A 21,317-nucleotide genomic window follows, 5' to 3' on the forward strand; every position below is an offset into this window, starting at 1 on the left:
TGCGGAATGCGGACGCATCGACTCGGGCGATTTCGGTCTCTAGGCTCCGCACTTCGTTTTCGTCGAGGGGTTCCCCATGCGTTTGATGTCGTCCGCCGCTGTCCTGCTGTTCGCCGCTTCCCTGGCCGCGGAAGCCGCCGCACAAACCCCGGCGTTTGATGCGGCGCGCATCTCCAACGACATCAAGGTCCTGTCCGACGACAGTTTCGAGGGACGCGGCATCGCCACCCCGGCGGAACAGAAGGTCATCGACTATCTGAGCCAGCAGTATGCGGCGGCGGGCTTCGCCCCCGGCGGCGAGAACGGCGGCTGGACCCAGGCGGTGGGCCTGAACCGCTTCACCGTCTCCAACGTCAGCGGTCAGATCAAGCTCGGCGACTGGACGCAACCGCTCGCCCAAGGCCAACAGGCCACCATCACCACCCGACTGCCGGGCGAAGCTGTTGATCTTTCGGGCCTGCCTCTGGTCTTTGTCGGCTACGGGACCAAGGCCCCCGAACGCGACTGGAACGACTTCAAGACCGACGTGCGTGGTAAGGTCATCGTCGTCCTGGTGAACGACGCCGACTTCGAAGAGCCTTCGCTGAACACCTTTGGCGGCGAGGCCATGACCATCTACGGCCGCTGGACCTACAAGTATGACGAGGCCGCTCGTCAGGGCGCGGCGGGCGTGCTGATCGTCCACGAGACCAGGCCCGCCTCCTACGGCTGGACCACGGTGGCCAACTCCTGGTCCGTGCCGCAGTTCGACATCGTGCGTCAGAATCCCTCGGCCGAGCGCGTGCCGATGGAGGCCTGGATCCAGCGCGACGTGGCGGTTGAGCTGTTCCAGCGCGCAGGGCTCGATTTCGAGCAGGAGAAGATCAAGGCGCGCAGCCGTGACTTCCAGCCTGTCGAACTGAAGGGCGCGACCATTGACGCCCGGTTCGACGTGAAGACCGATCAGATCGTCACCCACAACGTGCTGGCCAAGCTGGAAGGCACGACCCATCCGGATGAGACCATCCTCTATACCGGCCACTGGGACCACATCGGCATGGGCGAGCCGGACGCCTCGGGCGACCGCATCTTCAATGGCGCCATCGACAACGCCTCGGGTACGGCGGGCCTGATCGAGCTGGCCCGGGCCTTCGCCGCCGGTCCCCGCCCGGAGCGCACCATCGTCATGATCGGCTTCACCGCAGAGGAAAGCGGCCTTCTGGGGTCGGAGTTCTATGCCGCCAACCCGGTCTATCCGCTGGAGAAGACTGTCGGGGGCTTCAATCTGGATTCCTCGGCTGTCTTCGGCCGCATGAGCAAGCTGGGCGTGACGGGTTACGGACACTCCGAACTGGATGAGCCGGTCATCGCGGCGGCGGCGGCCCAGGGGCGCGGCTTCGTCGGGGACGCCGGCGCGGCGGCCGGCATCTACTTCCGGTCGGATCACTTCCCGCTGGCCAAGAAGGGGGTGCCGATGGCCTATCTGTCGTCGACCGGCGACTTCCTCGACGCCCCGATCGAGCCGCGCCTGGCCAAGGCCGCTGACTACCGCGCCAATCGCTATCACCAGGCCGCTGACGAATGGGAAGCCGACTGGGACTATGCGGGCATGCTTCAAGATCTGGAAGTCATCTACAAGGTCGGCCTCGACCTGGCCAACAGCCGCGTCTGGCCGGAATGGAAGGACGGGTCCGAGTTCGGCCCAGCCCGCGCCGTCAGCGCGGATCAACGCCGCTAACCGCCGCGCCTTCGCGGAACATGACAAAAAAGTAAGGGGCGGTCTCGCAAGAGGCCGCCTTATTATTTTGCGCGAAAGCCCCCGTGGGGAGGGCTCGGGAGTTTCCATGCATCGTCGGTTCATCAGCGGCGTCGCCGCCGCCGCCCTTCTGTTCGCCGTCGGCTCGGCCGCGGCTCAGGATTTTTCGGCCCAGCGTCTGTCGGACGACATCCGCACCATCAGCGCCGACGACTTCCAGGGCCGCTATCCCGGCACCGACGGCGAGAAGAAGACGCTGGACTGGCTGCAGGCCCAGTACGAGGCCATGGGCCTGGCGCCCGGCGGCCCGAACGGCCAGTGGCTGCAGGTCATCGACCTGAAACGCTTCACCCCGGTCGCTGACGCCGCCAAGGCCAGCTGGACCGGCGCGGACGGTCAGGTCCACGCCCTGACGCCGGGAACCGACATCACCCTGCGGGCGGTCAGCAATGACGGTCGGGCGGCCATCGCCAATGCCGGTCTGGTCTTCGCCGGCTTTGGCATTCATGCGCCGGAGCGCGGCTGGGACGACTACGGCGGCCTCGACGTGACTGGCAAGATCGTCCTGGTCGTCGGCGGCGAGCCGGACGGGGATCTGTTCAACGGCCCCTACACGACCAACTACCAGTCCGGCGCCTACAAGGCGGACGAGGCCAAGCGCCGCGGCGCCCTGGGCGTCATCACCGTGTCGAAGGCGACCGCGACCGACACCGCCTGGACCCGCCAGGCCCAGGGCAACGCCCGCACCCGCACCCTGACGCCGGGCGCGGCCGATCTGGAGTTCTCTGGCGCGATCAACGCCGATACGGCCAAGGCCCTGGGTCTGGATATGGCCGAACTGACCCCGCGTCTTGGCACGGGCGACTTCCGCGCCTTCGCCGTGCCGGGCGTGACCATGTCGGTCGAGACGGCCGAGACCATGGACACCCTGCGCACCCACAACCTGCTGGCCAAGATTCCGGGAACCGAGCGCCCGAATGAGACCATCATCTATTCGGCCCATTGGGACCATGTCGGCGTCAACGAGAACGCGGCGGGCCACGACAAGATCTTCAACGGCGCCTGGGACAACGCCTCGGGCACCATCGGCGTGCTGGAGATGGCGCGTCAGCTGAAGGCCGCGCCCGCGCCGGACCGCACGATCGTCTTCGCCCACATGGCGGCCGAGGAGATGGGCCTGCTGGGCGCCTACGCCTATGCCGCCGATCCGGTCTATCCGCTGGAGACGACGGTGGCCGACATCAATATCGACATGCTGCCCCTCAGCGGTCCGACGAAGGACGTGCCGATCTTCGGCAAGGGTCAGAACAGCCTTGAGGACGACCTGCAGACCCTGGCGGCCGCAGAGGGCCGCTATGTCTCCGACGACGGCCAGCCGGAGCAGGGCTTCTATTACCGCTCTGACCACTTCCCCTTCGCTCGCGCGGGCGTTCCGGCCTTGATGCCATGGCACGGCGTCGACTGGGTCGAGGGCGGCAAGGAAGCCGGCCTGGCGGCGTGGAAGGCCAAGTTCGGCGCCGACTATCACAAGCCCAGCGATGAATGGTCCGCCGACTGGGACCTGCGCTCGGCGGTCGAGAACCTGACCCTGCTGTATCGCCTGGGCCTGCAACTGGCCAACAGCGACGCATGGCCGACCTGGAAGCCGACGTCCGAGTTCGGTCAGGTTCGCGCGACCAGCGACGGGGCGCGTCGATAAGGGTCTGAACCGGGGCGGCCCTACGGCGTTTGTCAGGAATGCGCCATTTCCTGACAGCCGCCTTGGCGGCGCCCTTGTGTCTGCTCGCCGCCTGTGACCGGGACGGCGGCGTCAATCCGCCCACTGAACCGGCACGCCCGATCGAGGGACCGGCTGCGGCGGCCGCCCCAGCCGAGCGCCCCCCCGGCGCTGAATCCATGTTGCCGGGCGCGGGGCCGGTCAACTTCGTCGGGCGGTGGGCGGCCGAGGCGGATTGGTGCTTCAATCCTCGCGGTGATCGCGTGCCCATCGAAATCACCACCACCGAGTTTCGCGGCTACGAAAACCGTTGCGACATCCAGCGCATCACCCAGATCAGCACAGGATACGAATTGGCCCTGAAATGCGATTCCGAGGGTCAGGCGCGCTACGAGCGCCTTCGTCTGACGGCGACCAGGCAGACGCTGATCATTACTCGAATGGACCAGGCTGATCGTCCCGTTCGTCTGATCCGCTGCACCACCCTGGCCGGCTGACGACACAGCGCTCCTGAACGAACAAGGCCGCCCGGTCGGGCGGCCTTGCAGCAGTTCCAAACCGGAGCGCGAAGGCTCTAGTTGTTGAACAGGAAGTGCATGACGTCGCCGTCCTTGACGACATAGGTCTTGCCTTCGGCGCGCATCTTGCCGGCTTCCTTGGCGCCCGCTTCGCCTTTCAGGGTGACGAAGTCGTTGTAGGCGATGGTTTCGGCGCGGATGTAGCCCTTTTCAAAGTCGGTGTGGATCACGCCGGCGGCTTGCGGGCCGGTGGCGCCGACGGGGATGGTCCAGGCGCGGGCTTCCTTGGGGCCGACCGTGAAGTAGGTCTGCAGGCCCAGCAGCTTGTAGGCCTCGCGGATCAGGCGGTTCAGGCCGGGCTCTTCCAGACCCAGGGTTTCGAGGAACCCGCGTTGCTCCTCGTCGTCCAGGACGGCGATTTCCGACTCGATCTGGGCCGAGATGACCACCGAGTTGGCGTTGTCCTCGGCGGCGCGCTTGGCGACCAGGTCGGACAGCTCGTTACCCTTGTCAGCCGAGCTTTCTTCCACGTTGGAAACGTAGAGGGCGGGCAGGGAGGTCAGAAGCTGCAGCATGTGCCACGCCTTCTCGTCTTCCTTGTCCACCTGGGCCACGCGGGCGGGCTTGCCGGCGCGCAGCGCCGTCAGGGCCAGGTTGATCAGACGCAGGGTGGTCTGAGCTTCCTTGTCGCCGCCCTTGGCCTTCTTCTCGACGTTGACGACCCGCTTTTCCAGGCTTTCGAGGTCGGCCAGCATCAGTTCGGTCTCGATGATCTCGAGGTCCGAAATGGGGTCGATGCGGTTCTCGACGTGGGTGATGTCGTCATCGACGAAGCAGCGCGCGACAAAGGCCACGGCGTCGCAGTCGCGGATATTGGCCAGGAACTGGTTGCCCAGGCCCTCGCCCTTGGACGCGCCGCGCACCAGACCGGCGATGTCCACGAAGGTGATCCGCGAGGGGATGATCTCCTTGGACCCAGCGATGCCGGCCAGCACCTCCAGGCGCGGCTCCGGGACCGCCACGTCGCCGGTGTTCGGCTCGATGGTGCAGAACGGATAGTTGGCGGCCTGAGCCGCCGCCGTCTTGGTCAGGGCGTTGAACAGGGTGGACTTGCCGACGTTGGGCAGGCCGACGATCGCGACTTTAAGAGCCATGGGATTCCTCGTGAGCGCGAGCCTTTAGCGGGTTCGGGCCCGTTTGTCAGGTGCGGCGGCGAGCAACGCACCCTCTCCCATCAGGAGAGGGACGCTGCTGCTATTCCTGCGAATCCACCACCGGCGGCTGCTTGACCGCCGCGTGGACGCCGATGGCCGCGGCCTTTTCGAAGGTCAGGGTGAAGGAGGCGACGCCGCCGTCGACCAGAGGGTCGCGCAGGCCCATCAGCATGATGTGCGTGGACCCCGGTTTCAGCTCGACCTTCTGACCAGCGGGCAGGGGCAGGCCGTCCTTCAGTTCCGACATGCTCATCACGCCGTTTTCCATCTTCATCTCATGAACCTGGGCGCTGTCGGCCAGAGCGGTCGAGACGCTGAGCAGGCGGTCGTCGGATCCGGCCGTCAGGGTGACGTAGCAGCCGCCGGCCTTGGCGCCGTTGGGCGTGGGGCGGCACCAGGCGTCGGCGACCGTGACGGTTCCGGGGGCGGCGGCGGCGGTCTCAGCCGTCTTCTCGGCGGGCTGGCCGCAGGCGGCGAGACCGAGGAAGGCGGAGAGGGCGAGGATGCGTTTCATGGCGGGTCTTTCTTTCAGGAAACGACGGGGCGGGGCCGCATGAGGCGTCGTGCTGCGAAATCCAGCAGCAGTACGGCCACGAGGCTCAGTCCCGTTAGGGGATAAAGGATGCAAAGCGGGATGACGATTCCCAGGATGGCGAGGCGTATGCGCGGACCGGGCGGGGCGGTCGGTGCGCCGAGGCGGGCGCGGGCCAGGCTGGGCGGGCGACGTTTCCACCACATCATCAGGCCGCTCAGGCCCAACAGCCAGACGCCGATGCAGCCGGCCAGCATGATCAGGCGATTGATCTGGCCAAACTGGGTGCCCTGATGGGTGTAGATGCCCCACTCGATGGCCTTGGCCCCGGGGCCGAAGCGGTCGAAGCCGATGTCGGCCAGAACGGCGCCCCTCGCCGGGTCGATGTAGAGGGTGCGGCTGTCCTGCACCCGGCGGACTTGGGCCGTGACGGTATAGGCCGTGTCGGCCTGGACCGGGATCGACACCGTGTAGGGGCGCGGCAGGTCGCGGACCTCGGCCGTCGTGACCACCGCCGTCAGGTCGTGTCGGTCGTGGGACGGCGCGGGCAGGACGACGCCCTCCATGGTCCATCCGGCGCCGGCGGGGTGATCATCATGCTCGGCCCTCTGCCAGGCCCCGGCGACGGGCGCGGGCGGGCGGCCCCAGCCGCTGGCCTTCACCAGGCCCATGACCTGATCGCCCCAGACCGCGGACCAGGGCATCCCTGTCACGGCCAGAAACAGGATGACTCCGCCAACATAAAGACCGACCAGGGCATGCAGGTCGCGCCAGAAGGGGCGACGACGCGCGTCCGTCTCACGTGGGACCAGCACCGCGCCCTGACGCCGTCGCGGCCACCACAGATAGAGCCCGGTGGCGCACAGGACGATGGTCCACCCGGCGACGATCTCGATCAGGATGTTGAGCGCCTTGCCGGTTGTCCCGCCGAACAGGCTGAGAGAGTGCAGTTTCTTGATGATCTCGGTGACGCCGCCATAGTCGGTGACGCCGGTCACGCGGGCCGTATGGGGATCTACGAAGACGGTCTTCTGCGCGCCGTCAGGACGGTCCACACGCACCCGAACCGCCTGGTCGGCGGCGGCGGGCAGCAGGAGGCTGGCCGCCCGACCGCCACCGGCCTGAGCCGCGCTGGCGATCCAGGCCTCAGGCGCGGTCTCAGTCGCCGCATGGGGAATCTGGATCATCCGTCGGTTGGCGACCTGATCGATCTCATCCTTGAACAGATAGAGGCCGCCGGTCAGGGCCAGCAGCATCAGGAAGGGCATGACCAGCACCCCGGCGTAGAAGTGCCAGCGCCAGACGGCGCGATAGGCGCCGGACATTCTGTCCGGCGCCTCGCTCTTGCTCGTGGCGGGACGGCTCATCAGTAGGCCAGCCTGACGCCGACGAAGACGGAGCGGCCCTCGCCGGGGAAGAAGACGGCGGTCGATGTCGTGCGCGCGTCGGTCACGGCCGAGAACTCGCCGACGTAACGCTCGTCCGTCAGGTTGCGCGCGTCGACATAGACTGAGGCGTTGGCGCCGATGCTGAAGCCGCCGGTCAGGCCCAGCACCGCATAGTCGGGCGCCTTCGTCGTATTGGCGTAGTCGACATAGGGGCTGCTGATCCGCCACTCGACCGAAGGGGTGACGAAGACGCCCGAGGCATGGCGCCACGTCAGCTCGGCCCGGTACTGATGCTCGGGCACGACCGGCAGGCGGTTGTCGCCCCAGCGCGCATCGCCGTCGAAGCGGAAGTCGCTCCAGGTCCAGGTCTGGCGCAGCAGCAGGGAGCCGTCCGCCAGTTCGACGGGCAGGCGCCAGTCCAGACCGGCCTCGATCCCCTGGTGGAGGGTCTTGTCGGCGTTGAAGGTGGCGGCGGGAATGTCCGGGCCGGTGATGAAGTTCAGCATCTCGCCGTCGATCTGGCTGCGATAGGCGGTCAGGTCCCAGGCGAAGGCGCCGCGTCTGCCGCGCGTGCCGATTTCGGCGGTCCAGGCGTCCTGAACCTCGACCGGGGTGAAGCCAGTCAGCGGGGCCTGCACCAGGGCGCCATAGGTCGGCGGCTCGACCGAGCGGGTGACGTTGGCGAAGACCTGGGCGCCGTCCTCGGCTTCCCACAACAGGCCCAGACGCGGCGAGAACCAGTCGTAGTCGATGCTGTCGTCATTGGCCGGGTTCAGATGGTCGCGATAGTCGCGCGTGGCGCGCCCCCAGGATCCGCCCGCCACCAGGGCCAGTCGGTCGGTGACGAACAGGCGCCCCTCGGCGAAGACGTCCAGCCCCGTCGCTTCTTGCTTGCCCTTCGCGGTCAGGACGCCGCGATCGCCGGCGATGTTGACATAACGCAGGGCGTCCAGGTCGCCGTCACGCCAGCTGAAGCCATAGAAGGCGTCGGCGCGCAGGCCCGCGACCTGACCCGTCCAGTCGATGCGGGCGAAGGCGCCGCGCGTGGCGCTGTCCTGATCCACGACCTGGAAGATCGGGTGATAGAGCGACTTCTCCCAGCCCCATACGGCGCCCTCGAACAGCATCGATTCATTGAAGCGCCAGCGCGTCTGCAGCGTCAGGCGCTTGACCGTCAGGTCGCGGGCCTGATCCCCGGTCAGAGCGGAGGTCGAGGCCATGCGCGGCGTCTTCAGCGCCTGATCCAGGGTCAGGGCGCCGGGGATGTCCTGCTTGATGTCCGCCGCCTGGGCGATCAGGCGCACCTCGCGGTCCTCGCCGAACGCGCGCCCGGCGTTGACGGTCAGGCGGCCTTGCGACTGTTCGCTGTGGTCGCGCCAGCCCTCGCTCTGCATTCCGGTGACGGCGGCGTAGATGTCCCAGTCGCCGTGCGTGCGAGCGACGGCGGCGTGGCCGCGCCAGGACTCGAAGCTGCCGCCTTCCAGCTGAAGCAGGGTCTCTTGCAGCGCCGTGCGGCCCGTCGGCGTGACCAGATTGATCGCCCCGCCCAGCTGCGCCCCGCCGAAGCGAAGCGTGTTCGACCCCTTCCACACCTCGATGTAGCGGGCGCTCAGGGCGTCGACGCCCTGAAAGTCGGAGAAGCCGTCGGCGTCGGCGAAGGGGACGCCGTCCTGGGCCAGCAGGACGCCGCGTTGGTGGAAGCCCTGGGCGATGCCCGAGCCGCGGATGGAGAGGCGGCTTTCCTCGCCATAGCGCTTCTGGGCCAGGACGCCGGGCACGTTGCGCAAGGTGTCGGCGAAGCCCTGGGCGAAGCGGTCGGCATAGCTCTCGGCCGAGACGACGGCGACGGCGCCCGGGGTGCGGCTGAGACGGTCGCGCGCCTCGGCCACGACGGCGGGGTCCTCGGCGTTGCGGCGCCCGGTGACGATTATGCTGTCGACGACGGTGGCCGGACCTTCAGCGTTCGGCCCCTCAGCCTCGGATGCATGAGCAAGGGCGGGCGCCAGGCAGGCGCCGATGAGCAGCGCGCACGGCGCTGCGGTGGTCTTGAAAGACATGAAACTGGAATCCTGAAAACAGAAATGCAGCCGCGCGGCCCGTCAGCAGGCGCGCGGCGTCGATAGGTCTGGTTTTCAGGCGTGGGGAGGGGCGGTGGACGGCGGGCGCGGCGGCGCGCGGGCCGGCGGCGGAGGACTGACGCGGAAGGGCGTATAGACGACCGGCGCGACCATGCGGACGGCCGGAGCGGGCGTCGGCGCGGGCGGTTCGGGCAGGGCGGCCAGAAGGGGCATGACGCAGGCCGCGCACTTGGCCCCGACATGCTGGTTGACCGGGCCGTCGACGCCGCCCGTCTGGATCGTCTGCGGCCCCTCGGCCGAGCAGATGACGATGGGCAGACCGGGGACCGAGGCCGCCAGGGCCGCGAACGGCAGCAGAGTTCCGATCACGATGGCGAACGTCGCGGCCAGGAAGGCCAGCGAGCGCGCAATCGACCAGTTTTCACTCTGGGACCGGGTCACAGGCCGGGGCTTAAACCTTCCCGCAATGTGAAGCCAGACCCGTCCAGCGCGACGGGACGCCGCGCACCCTCGACAACGGCCGTTTCTCCGTGTCAGCGTGGCCGCCGAAACGCTCAGGGAAGACCTCATGATCCGCGCACTCGGACCCTTCGCCGTCGCCATGCTGCTGGCCGCGCCGGTAATGGCGCAACAGGTGGAGGAGGGGCCGGGCGGACCCGACCGCGTCTCCCTGACCGTCTATAATCAGAACATCGCCCTGGTGGAGGACGTGCGGAACCTGAACGTGCCCGCCGGGCGATCGCGCCAGGAGTTTCCGGGCGTCTCCGCCAGCATCCGGCCGGAGACGGTCGGCCTGTCGGGGCGCGGCCTGTCGGTGGTCGAGCAGAACTTCGACTATGACCTGCTGACGCCCGGCAAGCTGATGGAAAGCGCCGTCGGCGGCGACATCGGCATCGTCCGCACCAACCCCGGTTCGGGTGCCCAGACGACCGAGCGCGCCCGCGTCCTGGCGGCGAATCAGGGCGTGGTCTTGCAGATCGGCGACCGGATCGAGGTGCTGCGCGACGACGGGGTGCCGACGCGGGTCATCTTTGACCGGGTGCCGGAAAATCTGCGCCCGCGCCCGACGCTCAGCGTCACCCTGGACGCCGAAGGCGCCGGCCGTCGCGAGACGACGCTCTCCTATCTGACCACCGGCCTGGCGTGGAAGGCCGACTATGTCGCCCGCTTCGACGAGAAGGCGGGCAAGCTGGACCTGACCGGCTGGATCACCATCACCAACAACTCCGGCGCGACCTTCAGCAATGCCCAGACGCGAGTGGTGGCGGGCGACGTCAACCTGATCAACGACAACAACGGCTACAACCCGCGCGGCGTGGTGCGGCCCGGCCAGCGCGGCAACGGCACGCAGACGGGCGGTCAGGGCGCCCTGGCCGACGTCTATGTCTATCCGCTGCCGGAAGCCGTCACGGTCGCCAACAACCAGACCAAGCAGGTCGGCCTGATCGACGCGGCGGGCGTGCCCGCGACCAAGCGCTATCTGAACGTCATCGACGGCTTCCAGACCTTTGAGGAGCCGGTTGCGGCCGAGGTCGGCGTCATCTTCAGCAATGGATCGGGGAACGCCGCCCGCGCCCTGCCGGCAGGGGTCATGCGCGTCTATGTGAAGGACGAGGCGGGCGAGCCGCGCTTCATCGGCGAGGATCAGGTCGATCACTCCCCCGCCGGGTCCGAGATCGTGGTCACGACCGGCGAGGCCTTTGACGTGACGGTGCAGCCGCGTCTGGTCTCGTCCGAGCGCACGTCCAGGCGACTGGTGGACTATTTCCGCACCCGCTATGCGATGGAATACACGGTCCGCAACGCCCGGCCCGAGCCGGTGACGGTCGAGGTGCGCCAGCGCGGTCTGGGCCGCGACACCGAACTGTCGGAGCAGAGCATCGAGGGCGAGATGCGCGACGCCCGCACCGTGGTCTGGCGCGTGCCTGTGCCGGCCAACGGCGAGACCAAGCTGACCGCGACCATCACGACCGGCGGCTGATCCGATGCGCCGCCTTCTGGCGATCACCACGGCCCTGACCGTCCTGGCGCCCTCGGTATGGGCGCAGACCGAAAGCGTCTCCGCGCGCCCGGACACGGCGACCGTCGTCATCTACCGCGACCAGCCGGTCGATACGGTCGCCCTGATGGAGCAGTCGCGCCAGCCCTGGAGCCGGCTCGACCGCGAGGGTCTGGCTCTGATCGTCGAGACGCGCACCGTCGACCTGCCGGCGGGCGAGGGGATCATCCGTTTCCGGGGTCTGGCTACGGGCGTCGTGCCGCAGAGCGCGGTGCTGGAGGGCCTACCGGCCCATGTGGTCGAGCGCAACGCCGACTTCGACCTGCTGTCGCCCGCCAGCCTGATGGAGAAGTCGGTGGGCGAGGTGGTGCGCGTGGTCCGCACCAATCCGGCGACCGGCGAACAGGTGGAAAAGGCCGCCGTGATCCGGGCGGGCGCGCAAGGGACCGTGCTGGAGATCGACGGGCGGTTCGAGGCTCTGGACTGTTCCGGCCAGACCGAGCGCGTCATCTTCGACCGAATCCCTGAGGGCCTTGGCGACCAGCCGGTGCTGTCGGTCCGCACCCGGGCCGAGCGGGCGGGGCGCCACACCGTCACCCTGGCCTATCTGACGACGGGACTGCAGTGGTCGGCCGACTATGTCGCGCGGTTGGACCCGTCGGACGGGACGCTGGACCTGACCGGCTGGCTGACGCTCGCCAACTTTGGCGGGACGGGCTTCCCCGATGCTCCGGTGCAGGTGGTGGCGGGGACGCTGAGGAAGGATGCGGGGACCGTGCCCGTGGAGCCGGTGGTGCGCTATCAGCAGAACCAGTGCTGGCCGCAGGGGACGACGACGTTCGGATCGGGCCAGTTCGTCGAGTATGGCGGGCCGCCGCCTCCACCCCCTCCGGCTCCGATGATGGCCCGAGCCGAGGAAGCCTCGGTGATCACCGATGAAATCGTGGTCTCCGGCAGCCGCATCGCCCGGCAGGGCGAACTGGGCGACTACAAGATCTACACCCTGCCGGAACCGACCACGGTGGCTGCGCGCCAGACCAAGCAGGTGCGCTTTCTGGAACGCGAGGGCGTAGCCTATGAGCGAGTCTATCGCGCCTACGTGCCGAACGGCAACGAAGAAGCTCGCCCCATGGCGATCCTGCTGAAACTGAAGAACGAGGAGGCGGCTGGCCTCGGCGTCGCCCTGCCGGGCGGCTCGGTGGCGGTGATGCAGCCGGACGGGGCGGGGGGCGTCCTGCTGGCTGGTCAGGACCGCTTTGTGGACAAGGGCGTGGGCCTGCCGGTGCGCCTGTCGTTCGGCGAATCGCCCGACGTGCGGGTGCAGACGCGGCTGGTGAAATCGACCAGCTCGACACGCGGAGCGGTGACGACGGACCGCTCCGAGATCGAGACCACCGTCACCAACGCCCGCGCCGAGCCTGTCACCATCGAACTGGTCGCCGACGCGGCGATGTCACGCGGCTTCCGCCTTCGCAGCCAGTCGGTGCGTAGCCAAGTGGACGACACCGGTTATCCGGTCTGGACGCTGACTGTGCCAGCCAATGGCGCGGCGACGCTGAAGGCGGCATGGACGACGACGGATTGAGATTTTCCATTCTCCCTCCCCTTCATGGGGAGGGTGGCCGAGCCTTAGGCGAGGTCGGGTGGGGGCGCTTCGGCAGTTCAAGCGCCGCCTGTATCGCCGCGTCCTCCCCACCCGGTCGCTACGCGACCACCCTCCCCATGAAGGGGAGGGAGAGGGGCTTACTCCCCCTTGGCCGCCTGCCTCGGGCTGAACTTCGGCGCTGGGGCCAGGCGCATGACCTCGCCCTGATAGCGTTCGTCGTCGCCCGCCACGGCAAACGGCAGGGCGTCGGCGCAGGCTTGCAGCAGGGCGTCCAGCCAGGGCTTCTCGGCCTTGTGGAAGTCGCCCAGGACGTGGGGCATGACCAGGTGGCTCTCGCCCGGATGGCCGACGCCCATGCGGCCGCGACGGAAGTCGGCGCCCAGGTGGCTGATCAGGCTGCGGACGCCATTCTGGCCCGCCGCGCCGCCGCCGGTCTTCATGCGGAAACGGCCGGGGGCCAGGTCGATCTCGTCGTGGAAGACGATGATCTCGCTGGGCTTGATCTTGTAGAAGCGCGCCGCCTCGCCGACCGCGCGGCCGCTTTCGTTCATATAGGTCTGCGGCTTCATCAGCAGGACCTTGACCGGGCCGTCGGCGCTGTCGACCTCGCCCTCGCTGACGATAGACTGGAACTTGGCCCGCTCGGGACCGAAGCGCCAGCGGCGCGAAATCTCGTCCACGGCCATGAAGCCGATGTTGTGGCGGTTCTTCTCGTACTTGGCGCCCGGATTGCCGAGCCCTGCGATGATGATCATGCGGACCTCATGCCCTGTGATCCGGGCAAAGAAAAGCCCCGCGCCGGCGAACCGGGCGGGGCTGAATTCTTTCCGAAAAAGGAAGCGTTTAGGCTTCGGTCTCGGCTTCGGCCGTCGTGTCGCCTGCGTCCGATTGACCAGCGGCCGAGTTCTTGATCGTGGCGATGACGAAGTCGCGGTCGGTGATGGTGGCCGATGCGCCTTTCGGCAGGGTGATGTCCGACATGCGGATGGTTTCACCGATTTCGCGACCCTTCAGGTCGACAACCAGTTCTTCCGGGATCTTGTCGGCGGCGACCAGGATCTCGACCGAGTGACGGACGACTTCCAGCATGCCGCCGGCGCGCGAGAAGGGCGCTTCGTCAGCGTTCTTGAAGTGAACGGCGATTTCGATCTTGAGCGGAGCCTTGGCGTCGACGCGCATCAGGTCGAAGTGCAGCGGACGGTCCGACACCGGGTCGAACTGAACGGTCTTGGCGATGACGGGCTGGGTCTCTTCGCCGTACTTCAGGGTCACCAGGTGGCCCAGCAGCTTGCCGGTGTAGAGGGACTTGCGGAAGTCCTTCTCGTTCACCGAGATCGAGACGGGGGCCTTGTCGCCACCGTACAGGATGCCAGGCACGGCGCCCGAGCGACGAACAGCGCGTGCGCTGCCGGTACCCACGCCTTCACGGACGTCAACGTTCAGAATGATCTCGGCCATCGGGCTCGCCTCAATAACAACAGTAACGCCGCGCCAACCGGGGCCCGCGCAGCGGGGTCATGAACCCTCGAATTCAAGAGGGCGGGCTATTACACGGAACAGGGGGAGGACGCAACCGCCCCGGTCGTTTCAGCCCGCCCGACGTCAGTTCATGACGCTTCCCGGCGTGGAACTGGTTTCGGCGATGGTCACCGCCGGCGTCGTCTGAACAGGCACGGGACCAGTATACTGGGCCGTGCAGGTGGCGAGGTCGCGCACGATGTGGCGGCCGGCGCAGAACATGTCCTCATAGCTGGGGCGGGACGCCGCCAGGCACTGGAACAGCATCAGCTTGGACATGCTGAGGCAGAACTCGTTGTTCGATTCGCTCGATAGTGCGTCGGTATTGGTGCGCGCATCGTCGCCTGCGGCGCCCAGGGCGGCCAGTGCGGCGATGGCCAGCGAGTTGACGACGGCCGGCGTGAACGGCGCGCCGCGTTGTGCGGGCGTCAGATTCAGGCCCGAGCCGCTGTTGGCCGCGGTGTGCAGGCGGAGGCTTTCTTCTGCCGAAGGCAGTTGCGCCACCGACAAGGTCTTGGCGCCTTCCAGGCGCACCTCACGATTCGGAATCGGCGTGACGGCCCAGCGACGGCGAGGGTCTTGACGCTCCTGGATCGTATAGGCGTCGCCTTCGACCGCCTCGGCGATGGCTGTCAGGGCGGCGATGTCCTTGCCCATGGTGGCGGTGATCAGGCCTGCCGCGGCCGGGGCGCCGGGCAGGGTGGCGGCGTAGGCCGGGTCGGCCACGATGCTGGCGATCATCTGCTGACGCAGGGCGGGCGTGGAGGCGAACTGGCGCACGCCGGCCACATATTCCGGCGACTGCAGGGCCAGGATGGAGCCGTAGGCGATCATCCCCCGCGACAGCTGGCCAGGTTCATAGGCCGCGCCCTTGCGGATCGCCGCCTGGATGGATTCGGCGTCCGGGAAGCCGCCCTGGATAGTGCTGACGTCCCGGACGAAGGCGACGTAGACCGAAGCCGCCTGCGCGACGCCCTCATTCAGGCTTACCGCCGGCAGAGGCGTGACCACGGGCGGCGGGGGCGGCGCTTCGGGTTCGGGTGTCGAACAACTGGCCAGGATAGCGGCGGCGGCGATGGCGGCGACGGACAGGCCGCGGCGCAAGAAGGCCTGGGACATCGGCGAACTTCCCTCAAAATCGAACGCAGGCGCGCGCAGCGCGCCCCTGAAACTGATGCGTCTTATATCGCTGAGGGAATGGTTATCCGAAGGTTAATCGAACAGCTTCGAAACCGATTCCTCGTTGGCGATACGGCGGATAGCCTCGCCGATCAGGGGAGCCACGGAAACCGTGCGAATCTTCGCGCACTTCAAAACTTCGTCAGGCTGCTCGATGGAATCCGTGATGACCAGTTCCTTGAGCGGTCCGTTGGTCACGCGCTGGACCGCCGGGCCGGACAGAACGCCGTGGCTGATGTAGGCCGAGACCTCGGTCGCGCCCCGGTCGATCAGGGCCTGGGCTGCATTGACCAGGGTGCCGCCCGAATCGACGATGTCGTCGAACAGGATGCAGCGGCGGCCTTCGACGTCGCCGATGATATTCATGACCTCGCTTTCGCCCGCCTTGGGGCGACGCTTGTCGACGATGGCCAGATCGGCGTCCAGCCGCTTGGCCAGCGAGCGGGCGCGAACCACCCCGCCGACGTCGGGCGAAACGATCATCAGATCGTCGCCACGGGGATAGTGGTCCTTGATGTCCTGAGCCAGCACGGGGGTGGCGACCAGGTTGTCGGTCGGAATATCGAAGAAACCCTGGATCTGGCCGGCGTGCAGATCCATCGTCAGGACGCGGTGAGCGCCGGCGCGAGTGATCATGTTGGCCACCAGCTTGGCCGAGATCGGGGTGCGCCCCCCGGTCTTCCGGTCCTGTCGCGCATAGCCGAAGTAGGGCATGACCGCCGTGATCCGCCGCGCCGACGCCCGCACCAGGGCGTCCGTCATGATCAGCAGCTCCATCAGGTTGTCGTTGGCCGGATAGGAGGTCGACTGGATGATGAAGACGTCCTCGCCGCGGACGTTTTCCTCGATGACGGCGAAAACCTCGTTGTCGGCGAATCGTTTCACCTGGGCCTTGGTCAGCGGCATGTCGAGGTGGTTGGCGATGGCCTGGGACAGAGTCCGGTTCGAATTGCCAGAGAGCAGCTTCATTACCGGTCATCCTTTTGCCGTCATCGCTGCGCCAATGAGCACAGTCGTTTCTGGACGCGCTCTTTAACAGCGGATCGCCCCGCATCAACCCGTCATGACGGATTTCGCTGCATTGGCATGGGCGTCGTCGCTGCTATAGAGGTCGCCGTAATGACAGCGGCGCACCGGGGGTGCGCTGTGATCAAGGCATCTTGAGAGGTCGCCCTTGCCCGCTTCGAAGTCCCGCACCGGCCTTGCCCTGATGACGGTCGCCGTCGCCGCCCTGACGGTATCCGCCTGCGCCGGGAACAAGCCGCGCCAGCGACTGGCCTATGAGGAGCGCCCGGTCGAGTTGCTCTACAATACGGGCTATCAACGGCTGCAGTCCAAGCGCTGGACCGACGCCATCGACTATTTCCAGGAAGTCGAGCGTCAGCATCCCTATTCGGAATGGTCGCGCCGCGCGATCCTGATGCAGATCTACGCCTATTATCAGAACAATAACTATCAGGACGCCGTCGCGGCGGCCGATCGTTTCATCGCCCTGTTCCCCGGGAATCCTTCGGCGGCCTACGCCTTCTACATGCGCGCCATCTGCAACTTCGAGCAGATCGTCGATGTCGGCCGTGATCAGGCCTATGCTGAAGCCGCTCTGACCGGGCTTCGCGATGTTGCGCGCCGTTACCCGGATACGGCCTACGCCAGCGACGCGCGCATCAAGATCGACATGGTCAACGACCAGTTGGCCGGCAAGGAAATGGCCGTGGGGCGCTTCTATCAACGCGCCAATCAGCCCCTGGCGGCGCTGAATCGCTACAAGGCCGTGATCAATAATCAGGCTTTCCAGCGCAGCTCGCACACGCCCGAGGCGCTTTATCGCCTGGTCGAGGTCAACGTCGCTCTGGGATTGAACGAAGAGGCCACGCGCAACGCCGCCGTTCTGGGCCACAACTATCCGGGCAGCCCCTGGTATGCTGAAGCCTACGCGCTCCTGACTGAACGGGGCGAGCGACCGGAGGTGCAGCCCGAAGCCAAGCGGGAAAGCTGGTTGCAGCGCATCATCCCTGGCGGAGCCTGAGCCTTTCGGCCCCGATCGGGCGGCCGGGTTGCGGAAAGACGCTGCGTTCCCCTTCTGTTTCCGGCTACAGTGGGCTGTAACGTCGAATCAAGCTGACCCATGCTGACCACTCTCTCGATCCGTGACGTCGTCCTCGTCGACGCCCTCGACCTTGAGGTCGGCGAAGGGCTGACCGTGCTGACCGGCGAGACCGGGGCCGGGAAATCCATCATCCTTGACGCCCTGGGCCTGGCCTTGGGCGCACGCGGCGACGCGGGGCTGGTGCGCGCGGGCGCCAAGCAGGCCGTGGCCACCGCCGTCTTCACCGCGCCCGACGACGCCGCCGTGATCGACCTGCTGGCCGAGCGCGGCTTCGAGGTCGCGCCGGGCGAGGAACTGATCCTTCGCCGTGTCGTCTCGGCTGACGGCCGCAGCCGGGCCTACGTCAACGACCAACCGGCGGGCGTGACCGCACTGCGCGAGATCGGCGCCCTGCTGGTCGAGGTGCACGGTCAGCACGAGACGGTCGGCCTGCTGGACTGGAAGACCCACCGCGCCCTGCTGGACAATTATGGCGGCCTGCAGCCCCAGCTGTCGGGTGTGGCCGCTGCCGCTGAACGGCTGAAGGCCGCGCAAGGGCGTCTGGATGCGCTGGAAGCTTCTGCCGCCGAGGCCGCCGCCAAGGCCGAGGAGATCGCGCTCAACCTGGCTGATCTGGACGCCCTGGACCCGCAGCCCGACGAAGAGACCGAACTGGCCGGCGAACGCGCTATCCTGGGCGCCTCGGAAAAGGCCGTGGCCGATCTGGCCGACGCGCGGAACCTGCTGGGCGGGGACAAGCTGAGCCAGCGTCTGGCCTCGGCCCTGCGCGCCGTCGAACACGCCCGCCAGCGCGCTGTGCAGGCGGGCGCCGAGGGCGACAACCTGATCATCATCAAGCTGGGTCTGGCTGCGGAAGCCGTGGACCGCGCCCTGGTCGAGGCGACGGAAGCCGTCGCCGCCGTGGACGCCGCCGCCGACGCCTTCGACTTCGAGCCGGGCCGTCTGGACAAGGCCGAGGAGCGCCTGTTCAGCCTGCGTGCCGCCGCGCGAAAACTGAACACCACGGTCGACGCCCTGCCGGCGCTGCGGGTGCGTCTGCGCGAGCAACTACGCCTGATCGAAGACGGGGCCGAGGCCCTGACCAATGCGCGTCGGGATGTGGCCGTGGCGATCGAGGCCTATGACGTGGCCGCCATGCTGCTGACCTCGGCGCGGGAAGCGGCGGGCGACCGCCTGACCGCCGCCGTCATGGCGGAGCTTGGCCCGCTGAAGCTGGACCGCGCCCGTTTCCGCGTGACCCTGGACCCCATCGAGAACCGTCGCGGCCCGCTCGGCGTCGAAACCATCCGCTTCGAGGTCGCCACCAACGCCGGCACGCCCTTCGGCCCGCTGGACACCGTGGCCTCGGGCGGCGAACTGGCCCGCTTCGCTCTGGCCATGAAGGCGGCGTTGGCGAGCCGCGAAGATCAGCGCCAGCCGGTCATGATCTTCGACGAGGTCGATCAGGGCGTCGGCGGCGCCGTGGCCGAAGCCGTCGGTTCGCGCCTGCAACGTCTGTCCAAGGGCGCCCAAGTCCTGGTCGTGACCCACAGCCCCCAGGTCGCCTCACGCGGCCACGCCCACTGGAAGGTCCGCAAGGCCGACCACGACGGCCACACCCGCACCTCCATCGACGTGCTGGACCCCCATCCCCGCCAGGAAGAAATCGCCCGGATGCTGTCCGGCGCCGAGATCACGGACGAGGCGCGGGCGGCGGCGCGGGTGCTGATAGGCTAGGGCGATGCGCGACGACGGCACGGAAGGCTTCTGGGTCTATATCGTCGCCAATCGTCGCAATGGTGTGATCTACACGGGCCATACCGACAACCTGGGCCGTCGTGCGCATGAACATGCATCCGGCGTCATGCCGGGCTTTACGCGCGATAACGGCTGCAAGACCTTGGTCTGGGCCGAATGGCACGAAACCCGCGAAAGCGCTTTTCGACGTGAGCGCGCCATCAAGGAATGGCGGCGCTCGTGGAAGCTGCGGCTGATCGAAGAACGGAACCCGACTTGGCGGGATATGCTGGCGGACTATGTGACATAGTCCGCTCCTAAATCGCTCATCCCGGCGAAGGCCGGGATCCAGATTGTAAGACGCGCCGCCTATCTCAGATGGCGCAATGCCGCCCTTAGGAACCAACCGCTCCGCCATATGATCTGGCTCCCGGCCTTCGCCGGGATGAGCGGAATAGGGGGCGGAGAGTGATGAAAGGCGAGCGGGAGTCGGGGGGCTTACACCCCCAGGATCCAGCCTTCTTCGTTCTCGACCTGGGCCACCAGCGCCTCATCCGCCGTCTTCGGCGGGGCGAAGGCCTTCTGCAGTTCTCCGGCGTCGTCCATCTGGGCGAAGGCTTCGGCGGCGGTGCGGACCTGGGCCTGGGTCTTGTACTCCTTGACGCCTTCGCCGTTGATCTTGCGCTTGGCGTCGAACATTGCGGGCCAGACCTCGACCACCAGGGCCGACAGGGGCTCGACGTCGGCTTCGGTCAGTTCGCGCCAGCCGGTGTTGAAGGGCCAGACGGCGGCGGAGGCGCCCAGCTTGTCCAGCAGGCGGCGCACCATGGGCACCCCCAGCAGGGTCAGGCCGCCGACGGCGCCCGCGCCGTGCATCTGCCAGACGCTCTTGGGCGGCAGCTTGTCCTTGCGCGCGGCCAGTTCAGTGGCGCGGAATTCGGGGATGTCGGCCCCGGAGCCTTCGGGCGGCTTGGTCGTGGTCAGCCAGCGCTGGGCCTGGCTGGCGGGCGCGCCCCAGAAGGGCCAGGGCTGGTCGGTCATCAGGCGGTTCATCTTGGCCGCGACCTGATAGCGGTTATTGGTGTTATCGGCCTTGTCGACGACGTTGGCGGCCAGGAACTTGCCCATGGCTTCCCACGGGCGGCCGTCCAGCTTCAGGCGCGCCGCCGTGCCGGCGGGGAAGCCGAAGTCGAAGTCGAAACCGACCAGGACGCGGTCGCCGCGCTTCCTGTGCTCGGCCAGCAGGTCGGCGATCAGGACTTCGCCTTCGGCGCGCGTGGCGACGTTATGGGTCTCGGTGTAGAGGCGAAAACGCACGTCCCGCTTGGCGACGCCGACCCAGAGCGTCTGCTCGCCCAGCTTCTTGCCTTCGGCGGCGGTCCAGTCGGCGATGATGTAGGCGTCGAAGAGACGGGCCACGGCGGGCTCCTGAAACACAGTAAACAGCAGAGGCGGGGGTTCTAGCCTTCCGGGACGGAGCCGGGAAGGGCGATCAGCGCTTCATCAGGGCTTCGACGTGCGACAACCAGCGGCGCCCCAGCCGCAGAGCCTCGGACGGCGAGCCGGTGGAGGCGGGCAGGTCGGCGTTCCACAAGGCCAGTTCGAACTCGGGACTGCGGGTGTCGCTGAACATCAGGCGCAGCACGACCTGCTCCGCCTCGGGCACCACCACATCCAGATCCTTGCGCAGGACGCCGCGCCGGGCGCGGGCCACGACGTGGCCGTCGACAATGATCTCGCCGCCCTCGACCTCGTCAAAGCCATAGACCAGACCTTGCGAGCCGCGCTTCCACAGAACCACCACCTGACCGCCGTCGAAATCCAACCCTGCAGCTCGGCCCTCAGCGGGCGACAGCGCCTCGGTGTCGGCCTTGACGCCCAGTGACTTGAGCAGCGCACGCTTTAATCGCCGCTCGGGTTCCATCCACCAGGAAAGCATCAGAGCGCCTGTGGTCAGGAAGGCGGCGGTCAGGGCGATCAGCAGGATGACCCTGAACGTCTCGCCCATGG

At 67.6% G+C, this 21,317-nt stretch carries 19 protein-coding genes; 8 read left to right on the forward strand and 11 right to left on the reverse strand.

Annotation, left to right across the window (positions count from 1 at the left end; translation table 11 throughout):
* Window positions 1-76 precede the first annotated feature (76 nt).
* The 3 genes from ACOZBP_RS00225 (at window position 77) to ACOZBP_RS00235 (ending at window position 3,949) form a co-directional block, all read left to right on the forward strand.
* A complete protein-coding gene (locus ACOZBP_RS00225; RefSeq protein ID WP_422674451.1) occupies window positions 77-1,717 on the forward strand; it encodes a M28 family metallopeptidase in 1,641 nt (546 codons plus the stop codon).
* A 106-nt stretch (window positions 1,718-1,823) separates the two neighbouring features.
* The gene (locus ACOZBP_RS00230) at window positions 1,824-3,434 is read left to right on the forward strand and encodes a M28 family peptidase (protein ID WP_422674452.1); all 1,611 of its coding nucleotides are present in this window, start codon (window positions 1,824-1,826) and stop codon (window positions 3,432-3,434) included.
* A 38-nt stretch (window positions 3,435-3,472) separates the two neighbouring features.
* A complete protein-coding gene (locus ACOZBP_RS00235; protein ID WP_422674453.1) occupies window positions 3,473-3,949 on the forward strand; it encodes a hypothetical protein in 477 nt (158 codons plus the stop codon).
* Between the two features lie 77 nt (window positions 3,950-4,026).
* Here ACOZBP_RS00235 and ychF read toward each other — a convergent pair whose 3' ends face one another.
* The 5 genes from ychF to ACOZBP_RS00260 form a co-directional block, all read right to left on the reverse strand.
* Complete coding sequence (ychF, locus tag ACOZBP_RS00240) at window positions 4,027-5,124, reverse strand: redox-regulated ATPase YchF (protein WP_422674455.1); 1,098 nt, start codon at window positions 5,122-5,124, stop codon at window positions 4,027-4,029.
* Between the two features lie 100 nt (window positions 5,125-5,224).
* A complete protein-coding gene (locus ACOZBP_RS00245) occupies window positions 5,225-5,698 on the reverse strand; it encodes a copper chaperone PCu(A)C (protein ID WP_422674456.1) in 474 nt (157 codons plus the stop codon).
* Window positions 5,699-5,712: 14 nt separating this feature from the next.
* On the reverse strand, window positions 5,713-7,083 hold the full coding sequence (locus ACOZBP_RS00250; RefSeq protein WP_422674457.1) for a PepSY-associated TM helix domain-containing protein: 1,371 nt from the start codon (window positions 7,081-7,083) through the stop codon (window positions 5,713-5,715).
* Entirely contained in the window at window positions 7,083-9,161 is a 2,079-nt protein-coding gene (locus ACOZBP_RS00255) for a TonB-dependent receptor family protein (RefSeq protein ID WP_422674458.1), read from the reverse strand. Before ACOZBP_RS00255 ends, ACOZBP_RS00250 begins: the two co-directional genes overlap by 1 nt.
* A gap of 75 nt (window positions 9,162-9,236) precedes the next feature.
* Window positions 9,237-9,623: a hypothetical protein gene (locus ACOZBP_RS00260; protein ID WP_422674459.1), complete on the reverse strand. Its 387-nt coding sequence runs from the start codon at window positions 9,621-9,623 to the stop codon at window positions 9,237-9,239.
* A gap of 127 nt (window positions 9,624-9,750) precedes the next feature.
* On the opposite strand from ACOZBP_RS00260, the gene ACOZBP_RS00265 reads away from it, so the two are divergent.
* Window positions 9,751-11,163 carry a DUF4139 domain-containing protein gene (locus ACOZBP_RS00265; protein WP_422674460.1) on the forward strand — a complete coding sequence of 471 codons (1,413 nt, stop codon included), beginning with the start codon at window positions 9,751-9,753 and terminating at the stop codon, window positions 11,161-11,163.
* A 4-nt stretch (window positions 11,164-11,167) separates the two neighbouring features.
* Complete coding sequence (locus ACOZBP_RS00270) at window positions 11,168-12,766, forward strand: DUF4139 domain-containing protein (protein WP_422674461.1); 1,599 nt, start codon at window positions 11,168-11,170, stop codon at window positions 12,764-12,766.
* Between the two features lie 158 nt (window positions 12,767-12,924).
* On the opposite strand, the gene pth is transcribed toward ACOZBP_RS00270, so the two are convergent.
* The 4 genes from pth to ACOZBP_RS00290 all read right to left on the reverse strand — a co-directional run bounded on the left by pth (window position 12,925) and on the right by ACOZBP_RS00290 (window position 16,453).
* Complete coding sequence (pth, locus tag ACOZBP_RS00275; RefSeq protein WP_422674462.1) at window positions 12,925-13,542, reverse strand: aminoacyl-tRNA hydrolase; 618 nt, start codon at window positions 13,540-13,542, stop codon at window positions 12,925-12,927.
* Between the two features lie 88 nt (window positions 13,543-13,630).
* Window positions 13,631-14,245, reverse strand: a complete 615-nt coding sequence (locus ACOZBP_RS00280) for a 50S ribosomal protein L25/general stress protein Ctc (protein ID WP_422674463.1) — start codon at window positions 14,243-14,245, stop codon at window positions 13,631-13,633.
* A gap of 144 nt (window positions 14,246-14,389) precedes the next feature.
* Window positions 14,390-15,424 carry a hypothetical protein gene (locus ACOZBP_RS00285; RefSeq protein WP_422674464.1) on the reverse strand — a complete coding sequence of 345 codons (1,035 nt, stop codon included), beginning with the start codon at window positions 15,422-15,424 and terminating at the stop codon, window positions 14,390-14,392.
* Window positions 15,425-15,517: 93 nt separating this feature from the next.
* The gene (locus ACOZBP_RS00290; protein WP_422674465.1) at window positions 15,518-16,453 is read right to left on the reverse strand and encodes a ribose-phosphate pyrophosphokinase; all 936 of its coding nucleotides are present in this window, start codon (window positions 16,451-16,453) and stop codon (window positions 15,518-15,520) included.
* A 241-nt stretch (window positions 16,454-16,694) separates the two neighbouring features.
* On the opposite strand from ACOZBP_RS00290, the gene ACOZBP_RS00295 reads away from it, so the two are divergent.
* The 3 genes from ACOZBP_RS00295 to ACOZBP_RS00305 all read left to right on the forward strand — a co-directional run bounded on the left by ACOZBP_RS00295 (window position 16,695) and on the right by ACOZBP_RS00305 (window position 19,617).
* Window positions 16,695-17,510: an outer membrane protein assembly factor BamD gene (locus ACOZBP_RS00295; RefSeq protein ID WP_422675457.1), complete on the forward strand. Its 816-nt coding sequence runs from the start codon at window positions 16,695-16,697 to the stop codon at window positions 17,508-17,510.
* Between the two features lie 99 nt (window positions 17,511-17,609).
* Window positions 17,610-19,307, forward strand: a complete 1,698-nt coding sequence (gene recN / locus ACOZBP_RS00300; protein WP_422674466.1) for a DNA repair protein RecN — start codon at window positions 17,610-17,612, stop codon at window positions 19,305-19,307.
* 4 nt (window positions 19,308-19,311) lie between these two features.
* Window positions 19,312-19,617, forward strand: a complete 306-nt coding sequence (locus ACOZBP_RS00305) for a GIY-YIG nuclease family protein (RefSeq protein WP_422674467.1) — start codon at window positions 19,312-19,314, stop codon at window positions 19,615-19,617.
* Window positions 19,618-19,805: 188 nt separating this feature from the next.
* On the opposite strand, the gene ACOZBP_RS00310 is transcribed toward ACOZBP_RS00305, so the two are convergent.
* Both ACOZBP_RS00310 and ACOZBP_RS00315 read right to left on the reverse strand, forming a co-directional pair.
* Window positions 19,806-20,726, reverse strand: coding sequence for a cobalamin biosynthesis protein CbiG (locus ACOZBP_RS00310; RefSeq protein ID WP_422674468.1), 921 nt, complete (start codon window positions 20,724-20,726; stop codon window positions 19,806-19,808).
* A 73-nt stretch (window positions 20,727-20,799) separates the two neighbouring features.
* Window positions 20,800-21,315, reverse strand: coding sequence for a hypothetical protein (locus ACOZBP_RS00315; RefSeq protein WP_422674469.1), 516 nt, complete (start codon window positions 21,313-21,315; stop codon window positions 20,800-20,802).
* Window positions 21,316-21,317 lie beyond the last annotated feature (2 nt).

It is taken from the genome of Brevundimonas sp. NPDC058933, assembly GCF_049315965.1.
GTDB lineage: Bacteria > Pseudomonadota > Alphaproteobacteria > Caulobacterales > Caulobacteraceae > Brevundimonas.

Coding starts and splice junctions, on each gene's coding strand:
- ACOZBP_RS00225 (WP_422674451.1), top strand. CDS start 77: ATGCGTTTGATGTCGTCCGCCGCTGTCCTGCTGTTCGCCGCTTCCCTG.
- ACOZBP_RS00230 (WP_422674452.1), top strand. CDS start 1,824: ATGCATCGTCGGTTCATCAGCGGCGTCGCCGCCGCCGCCCTTCTGTTC.
- ACOZBP_RS00235 (WP_422674453.1), top strand. CDS start 3,473: ATGCGCCATTTCCTGACAGCCGCCTTGGCGGCGCCCTTGTGTCTGCTC.
- ychF (WP_422674455.1), bottom strand. CDS start 5,124: ATGGCTCTTAAAGTCGCGATCGTCGGCCTGCCCAACGTCGGCAAGTCC.
- ACOZBP_RS00245 (WP_422674456.1), bottom strand. CDS start 5,698: ATGAAACGCATCCTCGCCCTCTCCGCCTTCCTCGGTCTCGCCGCCTGC.
- ACOZBP_RS00250 (WP_422674457.1), bottom strand. CDS start 7,083: ATGAGCCGTCCCGCCACGAGCAAGAGCGAGGCGCCGGACAGAATGTCC.
- ACOZBP_RS00255 (WP_422674458.1), bottom strand. CDS start 9,161: ATGTCTTTCAAGACCACCGCAGCGCCGTGCGCGCTGCTCATCGGCGCC.
- ACOZBP_RS00265 (WP_422674460.1), top strand. CDS start 9,751: ATGATCCGCGCACTCGGACCCTTCGCCGTCGCCATGCTGCTGGCCGCG.
- ACOZBP_RS00270 (WP_422674461.1), top strand. CDS start 11,168: ATGCGCCGCCTTCTGGCGATCACCACGGCCCTGACCGTCCTGGCGCCC.
- pth (WP_422674462.1), bottom strand. CDS start 13,542: ATGATCATCATCGCAGGGCTCGGCAATCCGGGCGCCAAGTACGAGAAG.
- ACOZBP_RS00280 (WP_422674463.1), bottom strand. CDS start 14,245: ATGGCCGAGATCATTCTGAACGTTGACGTCCGTGAAGGCGTGGGTACC.
- ACOZBP_RS00285 (WP_422674464.1), bottom strand. CDS start 15,424: ATGTCCCAGGCCTTCTTGCGCCGCGGCCTGTCCGTCGCCGCCATCGCC.
- ACOZBP_RS00290 (WP_422674465.1), bottom strand. CDS start 16,453: ATGAAGCTGCTCTCTGGCAATTCGAACCGGACTCTGTCCCAGGCCATC.
- ACOZBP_RS00295 (WP_422675457.1), top strand. CDS start 16,695: ATGACGGTCGCCGTCGCCGCCCTGACGGTATCCGCCTGCGCCGGGAAC.
- recN (WP_422674466.1), top strand. CDS start 17,610: ATGCTGACCACTCTCTCGATCCGTGACGTCGTCCTCGTCGACGCCCTC.
- ACOZBP_RS00305 (WP_422674467.1), top strand. CDS start 19,312: ATGCGCGACGACGGCACGGAAGGCTTCTGGGTCTATATCGTCGCCAAT.
- ACOZBP_RS00315 (WP_422674469.1), bottom strand. CDS start 21,315: ATGGGCGAGACGTTCAGGGTCATCCTGCTGATCGCCCTGACCGCCGCC.